This window comes from Streptomyces sp. NPDC048002, from assembly GCF_040653275.1.
GTDB lineage: Bacteria > Actinomycetota > Actinomycetes > Streptomycetales > Streptomycetaceae > Streptomyces.
In genome coordinates this window covers 78,937-92,575 of sequence record NZ_JBEZNL010000015.1, presented here as the reverse complement: position 1 = coordinate 92,575, position 13,639 = coordinate 78,937, and the positions used below count along the sequence as shown (strand labels likewise).

The 13,639-nt window shown below is 69.0% G+C and carries 12 protein-coding genes; 8 read left to right on the top strand and 4 right to left on the bottom strand.

Features of this window, described 5'->3' with window-relative positions; genetic code table 11:
• Positions 1-109: 109 nt before the first annotated feature.
• Complete coding sequence (gene lexA / locus AB0E07_RS20190; RefSeq protein ID WP_362253562.1) at positions 110-889, bottom strand: transcriptional repressor LexA; 780 nt, start codon at positions 887-889, stop codon at positions 110-112.
• 622 nt (positions 890-1,511) lie between these two features.
• Between lexA and nrdR the strand changes: the two genes are divergently transcribed.
• The gene (gene nrdR / locus AB0E07_RS20185) at positions 1,512-2,069 is read left to right on the top strand and encodes a transcriptional regulator NrdR (RefSeq protein ID WP_362253559.1); all 558 of its coding nucleotides are present in this window, start codon (positions 1,512-1,514) and stop codon (positions 2,067-2,069) included.
• A 157-nt stretch (positions 2,070-2,226) separates the two neighbouring features.
• Entirely contained in the window at positions 2,227-5,121 is a 2,895-nt protein-coding gene (locus AB0E07_RS20180; protein ID WP_362253555.1) for a vitamin B12-dependent ribonucleotide reductase, read from the top strand.
• Between the two features lie 98 nt (positions 5,122-5,219).
• Here AB0E07_RS20180 and AB0E07_RS20175 read toward each other — a convergent pair whose 3' ends face one another.
• Positions 5,220-5,753, bottom strand: a complete 534-nt coding sequence (locus AB0E07_RS20175) for a TerD family protein (RefSeq protein WP_362253551.1) — start codon at positions 5,751-5,753, stop codon at positions 5,220-5,222.
• Positions 5,754-5,908: 155 nt separating this feature from the next.
• On the opposite strand from AB0E07_RS20175, the gene AB0E07_RS20170 reads away from it, so the two are divergent.
• The 3 genes from AB0E07_RS20170 to AB0E07_RS20160 all read left to right on the top strand — a co-directional run bounded on the left by AB0E07_RS20170 (position 5,909) and on the right by AB0E07_RS20160 (position 8,193).
• On the top strand, positions 5,909-6,514 hold the full coding sequence (locus tag AB0E07_RS20170) for a YdbC family protein (protein ID WP_362253549.1): 606 nt from the start codon (positions 5,909-5,911) through the stop codon (positions 6,512-6,514).
• A gap of 104 nt (positions 6,515-6,618) precedes the next feature.
• Entirely contained in the window at positions 6,619-7,278 is a 660-nt protein-coding gene (locus tag AB0E07_RS20165) for a histidine phosphatase family protein (RefSeq protein ID WP_362253546.1), read from the top strand.
• 12 nt (positions 7,279-7,290) lie between these two features.
• Positions 7,291-8,193 (top strand): ADP-ribosylglycohydrolase family protein, encoded by a 903-nt coding sequence (locus AB0E07_RS20160; protein WP_362253543.1) that lies wholly within the window; start codon positions 7,291-7,293, stop codon positions 8,191-8,193.
• 474 nt (positions 8,194-8,667) lie between these two features.
• Here the strand turns inward: AB0E07_RS20160 and AB0E07_RS20155 are convergent, their stop codons facing one another.
• Positions 8,668-10,215, bottom strand: a complete 1,548-nt coding sequence (locus AB0E07_RS20155; RefSeq protein ID WP_362253540.1) for an MFS transporter — start codon at positions 10,213-10,215, stop codon at positions 8,668-8,670.
• A 185-nt stretch (positions 10,216-10,400) separates the two neighbouring features.
• On the opposite strand from AB0E07_RS20155, the gene AB0E07_RS20150 reads away from it, so the two are divergent.
• The 3 genes from AB0E07_RS20150 (at position 10,401) to AB0E07_RS20140 (ending at position 12,515) form a co-directional block, all read left to right on the top strand.
• Entirely contained in the window at positions 10,401-11,054 is a 654-nt protein-coding gene (locus tag AB0E07_RS20150; RefSeq protein WP_362253731.1) for a TetR/AcrR family transcriptional regulator, read from the top strand.
• Positions 11,055-11,106: 52 nt separating this feature from the next.
• The gene (locus AB0E07_RS20145) at positions 11,107-11,808 is read left to right on the top strand and encodes a ribonuclease HII (RefSeq protein WP_362253537.1); all 702 of its coding nucleotides are present in this window, start codon (positions 11,107-11,109) and stop codon (positions 11,806-11,808) included.
• Between the two features lie 68 nt (positions 11,809-11,876).
• Positions 11,877-12,515 (top strand): hypothetical protein, encoded by a 639-nt coding sequence (locus AB0E07_RS20140; protein ID WP_362253534.1) that lies wholly within the window; start codon positions 11,877-11,879, stop codon positions 12,513-12,515.
• Positions 12,516-12,787: 272 nt separating this feature from the next.
• Here AB0E07_RS20140 and AB0E07_RS20135 read toward each other — a convergent pair whose 3' ends face one another.
• Positions 12,788-13,414 carry a hypothetical protein gene (locus AB0E07_RS20135; protein ID WP_362253531.1) on the bottom strand — a complete coding sequence of 209 codons (627 nt, stop codon included), beginning with the start codon at positions 13,412-13,414 and terminating at the stop codon, positions 12,788-12,790.
• Positions 13,415-13,639: the final 225 nt, after the last annotated feature.

Sequence of the window (13,639 nt, the reverse complement as noted above, 5' to 3'; positions counted from 1 at the left end):
CGGACATGGCTCCGACGTGGGGAAGGCCGGGTGCGGACAAGGCAGGGCCCCGGAACCGGCGCAGGGGTTCCGGGGCCCGGTCAGATCGGCGAGGTCCGACGCGCGGGGCTCAGACGCGCCGCAGCACCGCCACCACCTTGCCGAGGATGGTCGCGTCGTCGCCGGGAATCGGTTCGTACGCGGAGTTGTGCGGGAGGAGCCAGACATGGCCGTCCTCGCGCTTGAAGCGCTTGACGGTGGCCTCGCCGTCGAGCATCGCGGCGACGATGTCGCCGTTCTCGGCGACCGGCTGGCGGCGGACGGTGACCCAGTCGCCGTCACAGATCGCGGCCTCGATCATCGAGTCGCCGACGACCTTCAGGACGAACAGCTCACCGTCCCCGACCAGCTGCCGGGGGAGAGGGAAGACGTCCTCGACGGACTCCTCGGCGAGGATCGGGCCACCGGCGGCGATCCGGCCCACCAACGGCACGTACGACGCGGCGGGCTTGCCCGCGGTGTCCGTGGGCTGCACCGAGGCGGCCTGGTCGGAGCCGCGCACCTCGTAGGCGCGCGGGCGGTGGGGGTCCCGGCGCAGGAAGCCCTTGCGCTCCAGTGCCATCAGCTGGTGTGCGACCGAGGAGGTGCTGGAGAGGCCGACCGCCTGGCCGATCTCGCGCATCGACGGCGGGTAGCCGCGGCGCTGCACCGAGTCCCTGATGACCTCGATGACCCGGCGCTGCCGGTCGGTCAGTCCCGAGCTGTCGGCGCGGATGCCTGGAGGTCGGCCCGGGAGGGAACGCTTGTGTCCCTCGGGATTCACGGCTTCGTTCATGGCATGCCCCGGCTCGAGTCGGCCCTGGGAGCGGTCCTGGGCAGTGATGGTGGCACTGTCTGCGGTGGTGGTCACGTCGGCCCCTCTCGATGGTCTCCCTGCTGGACAACGGTAGTTGGTTTCGAAAGGTTGCGCCAAACACACGTTCGAGTGAAAAACCGCGATTCACCTGACGTGATCATGTGTCCGGGTGTATAGCTAACGCGGCGTCCGGCGGATCAAGGCTTCCCCTGCTGTACTCTTCACCGCCGGGTGACGGCCCGTGGTTCCGATGCCTCAGTCTGCCATCCGGCGGGTCGCCGACCGGGACCTGGCCCCCATCTGTGCGGGAGTCCCACGGCGCCTCCCTGCGCCGCTCACCGTATCTCCGCATGCGCCGCGGCGGTACGGCTGTGCGCGCCCGTGTCGCCGTGAAGGATGCGGTCCGATGGTGTCGGGGGGGCCCGTCCGGGCGTCCGGGTGGTGCTGTAGGGGTGATGTCCGCCGTGAGGCGGACACGCAGAGGCGCGACACGCGCGCGTGGCGTGCATGTATGAGCCAATCCCCACATCTAGTGGTTGGATTGCGGCAGCAGCCCAGAAGTTGTGGTCCCCCCGGTCTTCGGGTCGTCGGGCATCGCCTATGCTTGGGGCTGCTTCGAGGGGCTCATGAGGTCCCGCGAGGCCATTGAGTCTGCTGTGAGGAGGGTTGGGAGTTCATGCACTGCCCCTTCTGCAGGCACCCCGACAGCCGTGTGGTCGACAGCCGTACGACCGACGACGGCACGTCGATCCGCAGGCGCCGCCAGTGCCCTGACTGCTCCCGTCGTTTCACGACCGTGGAGACGTGCTCGCTCATGGTGGTGAAGCGGTCCGGAGTCACCGAACCGTTCAGCCGTACCAAGGTCATCAATGGCGTGCGCAAGGCATGCCAGGGGCGGCCTGTCACCGAGGACGCACTCGCCCAGCTCGGCCAGCGGGTCGAGGAGGCGGTGCGGGCCACCGGAAGCGCCGAGCTGACCACCCACGACGTGGGACTGGCCATACTCGGCCCACTCCAGGAACTCGACCTCGTCGCCTATCTGCGATTCGCCTCCGTCTACCGCGCGTTCGACACGCTCGAGGACTTCGAGGCAGCCATCGCGGAACTCCGGCAGACGGGCCGCCCCGACGCGGACGACGAAGACCGCGAGGACGCGGGTGCGGGGAGCCAGGAAGACGAAGGCGGGACCGGAGGGACCTCGCAGGTCCCCGTGCCCGCCCGCGCCGCGGACTGACCGGCGGACCGGATCCGGTTCCGGGCCGGTCCGGCCGTGAGGCGGCGACCCAAGACCTGTTGCGGGCGGCAGCGCGGTGCCCGCAACACCAGACAGAACACCGTGCCACGGGAACATCGGGGCACTTCAGGGCGTTTTGCCCGTACAGGGAGGCGGCATGACAGAGACGGCGAGCGGTCCGGCACGAGGTGCCCGCGCCAAGGGCACCAAGGCCACCAAGGGCCTGCGTATCGAGCGCATCCACACGACCCCCGGCGTGCACCCGTACGACGAGGTCCAGTGGGAGCGCCGTGACGTCGTCATGACCAACTGGCGCGACGGCTCTGTGAACTTCGAGCAGCGTGGCGTCGAGTTCCCCGACTTCTGGTCGGTGAACGCGGTCAACATCGTCACCAGCAAGTACTTCCGAGGTGCCGTCGGCACCCCGCAGCGCGAGGTGAGCCTGAGGCAGCTCATCGACCGCATCGTGAAGACGTACCGGAAGGCCGGAGAGGACCACAAGTACTTCTCCTCGCCCGCCGACGCCGAGATCTTCGAGCACGAGCTGGCGTACGCCCTCCTGCACCAGATCTTCAGCTTCAACAGCCCCGTCTGGTTCAACGTCGGCACGCCCCAGCCGCAGCAGGTCTCCGCCTGCTTCATCCTCGCCGTCGACGACTCCATGGAGTCGATCCTGGAGTGGTACAAGGAAGAGGGCATGATCTTCAAGGGCGGCTCCGGTGCCGGCCTGAACCTCTCCCGGATCCGCTCCTCCAAGGAACTGCTGTCCTCCGGCGGCAACGCCTCCGGTCCGGTCTCCTTCATGCGCGGTGCCGACGCATCCGCCGGAACGATCAAGTCCGGTGGTGCCACCCGCCGCGCGGCCAAGATGGTCATCCTCGACGTCGACCACCCCGACATCGAGGACTTCATCGAGACCAAGGTGAAGGAAGAGGAGAAGATCCGCGCCCTGCGTGACGCGGGCTTCGACATGGACCTGGGCGGCGACGACATCACGTCCGTCCAGTACCAGAACGCCAACAACTCGGTCCGCGTGAACGACGAGTTCATGAAGGCGGTCGAGCAGGGCGGCAAGTTCGGTCTCCGCGCCCGTATGACCGGCGAGGTCATCGAGGAGGTCGACGCCAAGGCCCTGTTCCGCAAGATGGCCGAGGCCGCCTGGGCCTGCGCCGACCCGGGCATCCAGTACGACGACACCATCAACCACTGGCACACCTGCCCGGAGTCCGGCCGGATCAACGGCTCGAACCCCTGCAGCGAGTACATGCACCTGGACAACACGTCCTGCAACCTCGCCTCGCTGAACCTGATGAAGTTCCTCAAGGACGACGGCAAAGGCCACCAGTCCTTCGACGTCGAGCGCTTCGCCAAGGTCGTCGAACTCGTCATCACCGCGATGGACATCTCCATCTGCTTCGCGGACTTCCCGACCCAGAAGATCGGCGAGAACACCCGCGCCTTCCGCCAGCTCGGCATCGGCTACGCCAACCTCGGCGCCCTGCTGATGGCGACCGGCCACGCCTACGACTCCGACGGCGGCCGCGCCCTCGCCGGCGCCATCACCTCCCTGATGACCGGTACCTCGTACCGGCGCTCGGCCGAGCTGGCCGCGGTCGTCGGCCCGTACGACGGCTACGCCCGCAACGCCCAGCCGCACCTGCGCGTCATGAAGCAGCACGCCGACGAGAACACCAAGGCCGTCCGCATCGACGACCTGGACACGCCGATCTGGGCCGCCGCCACGGAGGCCTGGCAGGACGTGCTGCGCCTCGGTGAGAAGAACGGTTTCCGTAACTCCCAGGCGTCCGTCATCGCCCCGACCGGCACCATCGGTCTGGCGATGTCCTGCGACACCACCGGCCTGGAGCCCGACCTCGCGCTCGTCAAGTTCAAGAAGCTGGTCGGCGGCGGCTCGATGCAGATCGTCAACGGCACCGTGCCGCAGGCCCTGCGCCGCCTGGGCTACCAGGAGGAACAGATCGAGGCGATCGTCGCCCACATCGCCGAGCACGGCAATGTCGTCGACGCCCCGAGCCTCAAGCCGGAGCACTACGAGGTCTTCGACTGCGCCATGGGCGAGCGCTCCATCTCCGCGATGGGTCACGTCCGCATGATGGCCGCGATCCAGCCGTGGATCTCGGGCGCCCTGTCCAAGACGGTCAACATGCCGGAGGCGGCCACCGTCGAAGAGGTCGAGGAGATCTACTTCGAGGCCTGGAAGATGGGCGTCAAGGCGCTCGCCATCTACCGCGACAACTGCAAGGTCGGCCAGCCCCTCTCCGCGAAGACCAAGGAGAAGGAGAAGACCGAGGTCACCCAGAAGGCCGAGGCGACCATCCGCGAGACGGTCGAGAAGGTCATCGAGTACCGTCCGGTCCGCAAGCGCCTCCCGAAGGGCCGTCCCGGCATCACCACGTCCTTCACCGTCGGCGGCGCCGAGGGCTACATGACCGCCAACTCCTACCCGGACGACGGTCTCGGCGAGGTCTTCCTGAAGATGTCGAAGCAGGGCTCGACCCTCGCGGGCATGATGGACGCCTTCTCCATCGCGGTCTCCGTCGGCCTCCAGTACGGCGTGCCGCTGGAGACGTACGTCTCGAAGTTCACCAACATGCGCTTCGAGCCGGCCGGTATGACGGACGACCCGGACGTGCGGATGGCGCAGTCGATCGTCGACTACATCTTCCGCCGTCTCGCGCTGGACTTCCTGCCCTTCGAGACGCGCTCCGCGCTCGGCATCCACTCGGCCGAGGAGCGTCAGCGTCACCTGGAGACCGGGTCCTACGAGCCGGCCGACGACGAGGTCGATGTCGAGGGTCTGGCCCAGTCCGCTCCGCGCGCCCAGGAGCTGAAGGCCGTCGTCGTGCCGAAGATCGAGGTCGAGGACGTCACGCCGGCCCCGAAGCAGGCCCACACCAGCGCCGAGCTGGTGGAGATGCAGCTGGGCATCCAGGCCGACGCCCCGCTGTGCTTCTCCTGCGGCACAAAGATGCAGCGCGCCGGTTCCTGCTACATCTGCGAGGGCTGCGGCTCGACCAGCGGTTGCAGCTGACCGCGCGGCAGGCGAACTTGCCTGCCTGCCGGTAGGACCCTGACGAGGAGGGGCGCCGACGGATACCGTCGGCGCCCCTCCTTCGTCGTGTGCGGCCGTCAGGACTGGTGGGCCTTGCCCATGACCCGGGTGAAGACCGCCGGGTCGTCCTCGAAGCCGTGGATCCCCGGATGGAGGTCCCAACTGCCGTCCTCCTGGCGGGCGAACTCCGCCACGGCGGCCGCCGTGGAACCGAGCACGCCGCCGAAGTCGTCGGTCACCAGGTCGCTGTGGCCCTCACGGATGCGCAGACCCGGATTGGTCACGCCGACGAACGTGCGCCGCACGGAACGCTGCTGGATGACCACGCCGACCACCACGCGCGCGTAGCGGCTGTCGAGCCGGTTGAGCTCCACCGTCATGACCTCGTCCCAGCCGAAGCCCTTGCCGTCGTGGCTGTCCCGGTTGAGGTAGATGGTGCCGTCGGGCGACCGGCTGTCGAAGTGCACGACGAACGCCGGATCACCGTAGGGGTCGCTCGCCAGATACGTGGCCGCGACGAGATCCAGGTCGGTGGGCGGCTGCCCCGGTCGACTCGGGTCCCATTTGAGTGCGATCTCGACCTTACGGATCCCCTTGTTGAGGCCGTTCACCAGACTCCCCTTCCCCGTTCACCCTGTACGCAAGACCTGAACTGCCCTACAGAAAAGGCCGATTGCCTATCCTGCCACGCACGCCTGGGTACGCGGAGGGAAGCACTCGGAGTGAGCGCGGCCGGTGCCCCGCTCCATGGCCTTACGATGGCGCGGTGCTGGTCAAGTGGATTCGCTGCACCGTGGTGGACCGCCGCGGTTTCGAGCGGGGGCAGCGGAAGTGGGCGGGGCTTCTGGGGGAGCCGGGGTTTCGGGGACAGGGCGGCGGCTGGAGCCGGAGCCGATCGGGGGTTGCGCACATCTTCGCCTTCTGGGAGAGCCGCGCCTTCTACGACTCCTTCATGGCGCGCTCGCACGACCGTCTGGCGGCGTCCCAGTCGGGCACGTTCAAGGACGCCCAGGTCAAGCTGTTCGACTACCGCTTCGACGTGAAGACCGGCTTCGAACCGCGGTTCACCGACGCCGACCTGCTCCGGGTCGCCCACTGCCGGGTGCACGAGGAGCGCGCCGAGCACTTCACCCTGATGCAGGAGAAGGTGTGGAACCCCGCCATGGCGGGGTCGCCCGGTATGGTCCGCGGACTGTTCGGCGAGGCGCCGGGCCACGAGTTCCTCGTACTGTCGATGTGGCAGTCGGCCGCCGAACACGGCAAGTACCGGACCGAACGCGTGGAGAGGCTGGCCCTGCGAGCCCAGATCGAGGCCGACGTGGCCGCGCTGACCGGTGACATCGTGCAGATGGAACCCACCTGGACGGTCTGAATCCATCCGGAGCGGGCAACTCCGCTCCGGAAAATTGTGTGACCTACGCCGTATGGAGCCCGTACGGGTGCTCGATCAGCCGTCACTCGATCTAGGGTTTCGGCATGGCAAGACCACGGCGCATCATCCTTGTCCGGCACGGCGAGTCAACCGGCAATGTTGATGACACCGTGTACGAGCGCGAACCCGACCACGCCCTCGCCCTCACGGAGCGGGGCTGGCGCCAGGCCGAGGAGACGGGCAAACGGCTGCGCGAGACCCTCGGCCGCGACCGCGTCAGCGTCTACGTCTCGCCCTACCGCCGCACCCACGAGACCCTGCGCGCCTTCCATCTGGACCCGGAACTCATGCGGGTGCGCGAGGAGCCCCGGCTGCGGGAGCAGGACTGGGGAAACTGGCAGGACCGCGACGACGTACGCCTGCAGAAGGCGTACCGGGACGCCTACGGCCACTTCTTCTACCGCTTCGCCCAGGGCGAGTCCGGCGCCGACGTGTACGACCGGGTCGGCGGGTTCCTGGAGAGCCTGTACCGCAGTTTCGAGGCCCCCGACCACCCGCCGAACGTGCTGCTGGTCACCCACGGCCTGGCGATGCGCCTGTTCTGCATGCGGTGGTTCCACTGGACGGTCGCGGAATTCGAGTCGCTGTCCAACCCCGGGAACGCGGAGGTGCGCATGCTCGTTCTCGGGGACGACGGCAAGTACACACTCGACCGGCCCTTCGAACGCTGGCGAGATCCGGAACCGTACGGAATCACCGGATAGAGTGGCAGAGCGATGACCGCAGATTCCTCACCCGACGGGCGCCTGGAGCGCGCCCTTGCCAGCCTGCGTGGACTGTCAGTCGGCGATGCGCTGGGCTCCCAGTTCTTCGTACCGGCGAACTACCCGCTGCTGAAGCGCCGCGAGCTGCCGGCGGGCCCCTGGCAGTGGACCGACGACACGGAGATGGCCTGTTCCGTGGCCGCCGTCCTCGCCGCCCACCACCGCATCGACCAGGACGCCCTCGCCCGCTCATTCGCCGAGCGCCACGACTTCGACCGCGGCTACGGCCCAGCCGTGAACCGCCTGCTGCGCCTGGTCCGGGAGGGCGGTGACTGGCGCGAGCTGGCGGCCGGCCTCTTCAAGGGACAGGGTTCCTGGGGAAACGGCGCGGCCATGCGGATCGCGCCCCTGGGCGCCTGGTACGCGGACGACCCCGAGCAGGCCACTCACCAGGCCGAGATCTCCGCGTACCCCACCCACCAGCACCGTGAGGCGGTCGTCGGTTCGATGGCCGTCGCGGCCGCAGCGGCGCTGGCAGGCGCCCCCGGCGGGCCGCCCGGCGCGGAGGCCCTGCTCGACGGTGTGATCGCGCTCGTCCCGAAGAGCGCCGTGGGCGCGGGGCTGCGCCGGGCCCGGGACATGCTGGACTACGCGGACGCCGCCACCGTCGCGGCCGTGCTGGGCTGTGGCCGCCGGACGACGGCCCACGACACCGTCCCCTTCGCCCTGTGGTCCGCGGCGCGGTCCCTCGGCGACTACGAGCAGGCGTTCTGGACCACGGCCCAGGTCGGCGGTGACGTCGACACGACCTGCGCCATCGTGGGCGGGGTGCTGGCGGCCGGCAAGGCTGGAGCCCCGCCGGCTGCGTGGGTGGAGCAGACCGAGGCCCTGCCGGGGTGGGTTCCTACGGCTTGACCCGGTGCGTCGACGGGGCCGGCGGTGCGTCGACGGGGCCGGTGGTGCGTCGACGGGGCCGGCGGTGCGTCGACGGGGCCGGTGGTGCCTTGCCGGGGTTGCCAGTGGCGCGTCGCCGGACCCGCGGCGGGTGGTCCGCAGGCCGGCCCTGCTGCCTTGTGCCGCCCTTGACTCTCGGCGTCCGCCTCAGTCGTTGCTGCTGGGGTGGGCCTTGCCGAACCTGTGGAACTCTCCGTACACGATGGGAACTCTCCGTGACTGCTCGGTCGTTCTTCAGGTATGCGCAGTGTGATCCACGGGCCACGGACCACGGACACACGGCAGGGGTGCGAGAGAGCTACGGGGGTGGACGTGAACGTGGTGGTAGCGGTGCTTCTCGCGGCTACGGCGTGGCTGCGGATGGCCGGGCCGTCGCTGTCGCCGGTCCTCCCGGCCAGGCTCAGCCATCCGCGGCCTCGTGCGGCCCCGTGCCGCTCAGCCGGCCACGGGGCCGGCGGTGCCCGACAGGGCTTCCAGGTCGCTCTTGCGGACCTTGATCACGAACCAGGCGGTGGCCAGGGCGAGTACGCCCATCGCGGCGGCGGCCACGAACCCCATCGAGATGCCCTTGGCCAGCACCTCGTGTCCCCACGGGGCCGGCAGTTGATGCGTCTCGGCGAACTGAGCCTTCTGCTCCGGGGTGGCATCGGCCATGAACTGAGGCAGTTGCTTCTCCGCCTCGTCCCTGCTGGCCGAGCCGAACACCGTGGTGAGGATGGACAGGCCGAGCGACCCGCCGACCTGCTGGGTGGTGTTGAGCAGGCCCGACGCGGCGCCGGCTTCGTGCTGCGCGACACCCGAGACCGCGGTGATCGTCAGTGTCACGAAGTTCAGCCCCATACCGAAGCCGAACAGCAGCATCGGCCCCAGCACTCCGCCGACGTACGAACTGTCGGCGTCGATGAGGGACTGCCAGGTCAGGCCGACCACGACGAGGGCCGAGCCGGTGAGCATGAACGGCTTCGGACCCAGCACCGGCAGGAACCGCTGCGACAGTCCCGCGCCGAGCGCGATCACCACCGTCACCGGGAGGAAGGCGAGACCCGCCTCGATCGGGGTGTACCCCAGCACGTTCTGCACGAAGAGCACGATGTAGAAGAACATGCCGAACATCGCCGCGGCCAGGCTCAGCATGATCACATACGTGCCCGAGCGGTTGCGGTCGGCGAACATCCGCAGCGGGGTGATGGGTTCCTTGGCCCGGGTCTCGATGAAGGCGAAGGCCAGCAGCAGAATCACGGCGGCGACGAAGGAACCGATCGTCAGGTTGTCCCGCCAGCCCTCGTCGGCCGCCCGAATGAATCCGTAGACGAGGGACGCCATACCCAGCGTCGAGGTCAGCGCCCCCGCGATGTCGAAGCGACCGGTGTGCCGTTCCGACTCGCTGATGTACAGCGGGGTGAGGACGGCGATCAGGACGCCGATCGGGACGTTGACGAACAGCACCCAACGCCAGTCGAGCCACTCGGTCAGCATGCCGCCGGCCAGCAGTCCGATCGCGCCGCCACCCGCGGAGACGGCGGCGAAGACACCGAAGGCCCTGTTCCGTTCGGGGCCTTCGGGGAACGTTGTGGTGATGAGAGCCAGCGATGTCGGCGACGCGATCGCGCCACCCACGCCCTGGAGCACCCGAGCGGCCAGCAACTGCCACGGCTCCTGGGCCAGTCCGCCGAGCAGCGAGGCGAAAGTGAAGAGCAGGATGCCGGTCATGAAGACCCTGCGACGGCCGAGGATGTCTCCCGCCCGGCCGCCGAGCAGCAGCAGACCGCCGAAGGTCAGCGTGTACGAGCTCACCACCCAGGTGAGGTCGGTGGTGCTGAACTTGAGCGCGTCTTGAATGTGCGGGAGTGCGATGTTCACAATCGTCGCGTCGAGTACCACCATGAGTTGGCAGGCCGCGATGACGGTGAGAGCCACTCCGGGGCGTCCCGGCCGCCGGGCCTCCCCGGGCTTCCGGTCCTGAGTCAACTGAGAGGTTGTCACTATGGTTCCCCCATAAGTGCCTTAGTGAACGCTTGCGTTCACTGTCGCTGCAACGGTAGTGAGTCCGTAGTAGTGAACGCAAGCGTTCACTTAGCTCGTCGTCGCGTGGCGTTCCCCCTTTGTCGCCGCCGCTCGACTTCCTCAACTCCCCGCAATACCCGCTTCTTTGTACGCTGGAGATGCTGATGGTTACCTCGCGCTGGACGGCCGCCCCCGCTCGGGCGGCCTCGCTGCGCCGGCGCGGCGCCGTGCTCGAACGCGCCATCCTCGATGCCGCGCTGGAACAGCTCAGCACGGTCGGTTGGAACGGCCTCACCATGGAGGGCGTCGCCGCCGTAGCTCAGACCGGCAAGGCCGCGGTCTATCGCCGCTGGCCCTCCAAGGAGGATCTCGTCGCCGACGCGTTGCGGGCCGGGCTGCCCCGCATCGACGGAGTGCCGGACCTGGGCGGCGTGCGGGAGGACCTGCTGGCGCTGTGCCGGCTCGCGCGGGAGGCCATGTACTCGCGCCCTGGATTCGCGCTCCGGTCTGTCATTCACGAATGCGACCAGCTTCAAGCGGAGCGGTTCCATAGTGTGATCTTCAGTGGTGTCGTGGAGCCCACGCTCAAGCTGCTGCGCGATGTGATCACCCGTGGCATTGAGCGGGGCGAGGTGCGGTCCGATGCCGCCAACGCATGCGTCTTCGATGCCATCCCAGCCATGATGATGTACAGGTCAAAGATGTGCGGAAGTGAATGGGGTGACGAGGAGCTGGCGGAAATGATCGACCAGCTCATGCTTCCGCTACTCCGGCCGAACGGGGGTTGCAGGCCGGATGCGGGGTCGGTGAAGGCGTAAAGGGAAACCGGGGTGTCGCCGGGTGATCCGGGCGGCGTACGCTAAGGGCGCCATGCCGTACGAACCACCCACTCACACCGTCGAGCGCTCACTGCGCGCCACGACCGGAGCGAAGGTCATTGCCGGTGTAGACGAGGTGGGGCGCGGCGCCTGGGCCGGACCCGTCACTGTCTGCGCGGCGGTCACCGGACTGCGCCGGCCCCCCGAAGGGCTCACCGACTCCAAGCTGCTCACCGTCAAGCGGCGCACCGAGCTCGCCCAGGAGCTCCGGAACTGGGTGACGTCCTACGCCCTGGGGCACGCCTCGCCCGAGGAGATCGACGCACTGGGGATGACCGCGGCGCTTCGGCTGGCCGCGGTGCGCGCTCTGGAGGTGCTGCCGGTTCGCCCGGACGCGGTCATCCTCGACGGTAAACACGACTACCTCGGCGCCCCCTGGCAGGTCCGGACGGTGATCAAGGGCGACCAGTCGTGCGTGGCGGTCGCCGCGGCTTCGGTGATCGCCAAGGTTCAGCGCGACAAAATGATGGCCGAACTGGGTATCGACCATGCAGACTTCGGTTTTGCGGACAATGCCGGGTATCCGTCGCCCGTGCACAAGGCCGCGCTGGAGGAGCGGGGGCCCACCCCGTACCACCGGTTGTCATGGGCGTATCTTGATGCGCTGCCCCAGTGGCGGCACCTCAAGAAGGCCCGCAGCTGGGCTGAACGGAGCGTTCCGGAGATCGAGGGGCAACTCGGCTTCGACTTCTGACCAATCCGTTCGCACTCATGTGCCACCCGTTCACGTGAGCCGCACCAATGTTTGATAGATATCAGCCCATGCCTCTCATTCCCGAGGAGCCTCAGATTCACGAGAGCGCCCAGGGTCCCCGCGTCACGCCGGCCAGCGGCCGCACCGCGCCGACCCCCCGCCCTGTACCTGGTCCGCGTCCCGCGGCTCCGTCGCGTCCTGGTCGTCCCGGGCCCCCGCGGCCCACGGCGCCCACGCAACGCACGCCGCGTGACCTGACCGCCGTCAAGCCCGGACCCTCCGGTCCGGCCGCCCCCGTCTCCGCACCGGCCGCGTCCACCCCGCAGATCCAGCTCATCCCGGCCTCGGCCGAGGGCGCGCTCGACGCTGCCGAGGAGGCCGTGGACCTGCTGCTGGACTCGGGTCGTACCCCCGGTGATGTCCTGGTGGTCACCACCGGGGAACAGCACCCGTGGGCCGCCCACGAACTGTCCTTCGGTGAAGCCTCCTACTGGGCTCAGCACGACGCGGGCGACGACGTCTTCTACGCGGATGCCGCCGTCGCGAGCCGCGCGGCCCGGCGACCCGTGGTAGTGGTCGCCGTCAACGGAGGGTCCAGCACCGCTGCCGCCACCGCGCTGCCCCTGGCCCTCGGCCGGGCCGGCAGCCTGCTGATCGTCTGCGGTGACCCGCAGACGATCAACTCGGTGCTGGGCGCGGGCGTCTGAGTCGTCTCCGGTTCGTCCGGGGGCGGGCCGACGGCGGTCCCCGTCGTGGCGGTACCAGCACGGTGGGCATTTCGCCGTGTGCGGACGATCGCCCGCCCCGGTGCCGGCTCGGCCGAGAGAGTCGGCCCTCCCCGACGGGGGTGTGGGCGCGCGAGGTGACCGGTGTCGGTGGGCGAGTTGGTTCACCGTGCGGCGGAGCCGGACCTGTGGGTCTGTTGTGTCGCTGGTGACGGTAGGGGGAAACGTTCCATCAGGACGTCGGCGCCGGTGTTTCAGCGTGCCGCGACGCGACGCATCATCTCCGAGGCGGCTCCGCCCGTGCGAGGCAGCGGGGGCGGGGACTCGGAGGTGGCGAAGGGCTCCGGTGTCGAGTCCAGGCTGGGGCGCCGGCCGCCACGCCCTTCCCCGAGCACCTGCCAGCCGTCCCGGGTCAGCGTGATGTACGCGCCACAGCGCAACCCGTGCAGGGTGCAGGCGTCACGCAGTCCCCACATCCACGCCCCGTCCTCCGGTGTCCAGCGCGCGTCGCCGTCGCGGCAGTACAGCAGGACGGCGGTGCGCACGGGGGTACGGCGGCGCAGGTCGTGCGGGATCACCCGGCGCAGCTGGTCGAGAAGGACATTGCGGAAGAGCCAGCCGTCGGCCTGCGTCGTGCGGCGGGTGAACGAGGCGCTCGCCCTGATGTGTTCGTCCGGATCGAGTACGGCGACGATCGCGGTCGCAGGCCTCGGTCGGTGCCGGGAGTGGAGCCCGCTGACAACCTCGCGGGGGTTGCGCAGCAGCGGAATCCCGGCGGAGGCCCATTCGGCGGGCTCCAGCATGCGGCCCACTGTGGCGGCGGACAGGTCGGTGGAGGTCGACGTGGATGCCGCGGGGGACGGAGCGAATCCGAAGGTCACGGTCCTCCCTTCGGCTACGCGCCCACACTGAGGGCGGAATGGAATCGGGGGAGCGCGCACCACAGCGGAGCCCTGCCGGACCACGGGCGAGCCGTGCGGGGAGCGGACTTCAATTCTTCCTGTCGAACTGGGTTGCGGCAACGAGCAATTGGAGTGACTGACCGGTATTGGTGGGTATGGGTCTTAGATCCCTACCCCGTGTGCCACCGCGGAACGCGTGAGGCG

Bases quoted from the DNA above. Each gene is read 5' to 3' on its own strand.
- nrdR (WP_362253559.1), top strand. From the start codon at position 1,512: ATGCACTGCCCCTTCTGCAGGCACCCCGACAGCCGTGTGGTCGACAGC.
- AB0E07_RS20150 (WP_362253731.1), top strand. From the start codon at position 10,401: ATGGTTACCTCGCGCTGGACGGCCGCCCCCGCTCGGGCGGCCTCGCTG.
- AB0E07_RS20180 (WP_362253555.1), top strand. From the start codon at position 2,227: ATGACAGAGACGGCGAGCGGTCCGGCACGAGGTGCCCGCGCCAAGGGC.
- AB0E07_RS20140 (WP_362253534.1), top strand. From the start codon at position 11,877: ATGCCTCTCATTCCCGAGGAGCCTCAGATTCACGAGAGCGCCCAGGGT.
- AB0E07_RS20160 (WP_362253543.1), top strand. From the start codon at position 7,291: ATGACCGCAGATTCCTCACCCGACGGGCGCCTGGAGCGCGCCCTTGCC.
- AB0E07_RS20165 (WP_362253546.1), top strand. From the start codon at position 6,619: ATGGCAAGACCACGGCGCATCATCCTTGTCCGGCACGGCGAGTCAACC.
- AB0E07_RS20145 (WP_362253537.1), top strand. From the start codon at position 11,107: ATGCCGTACGAACCACCCACTCACACCGTCGAGCGCTCACTGCGCGCC.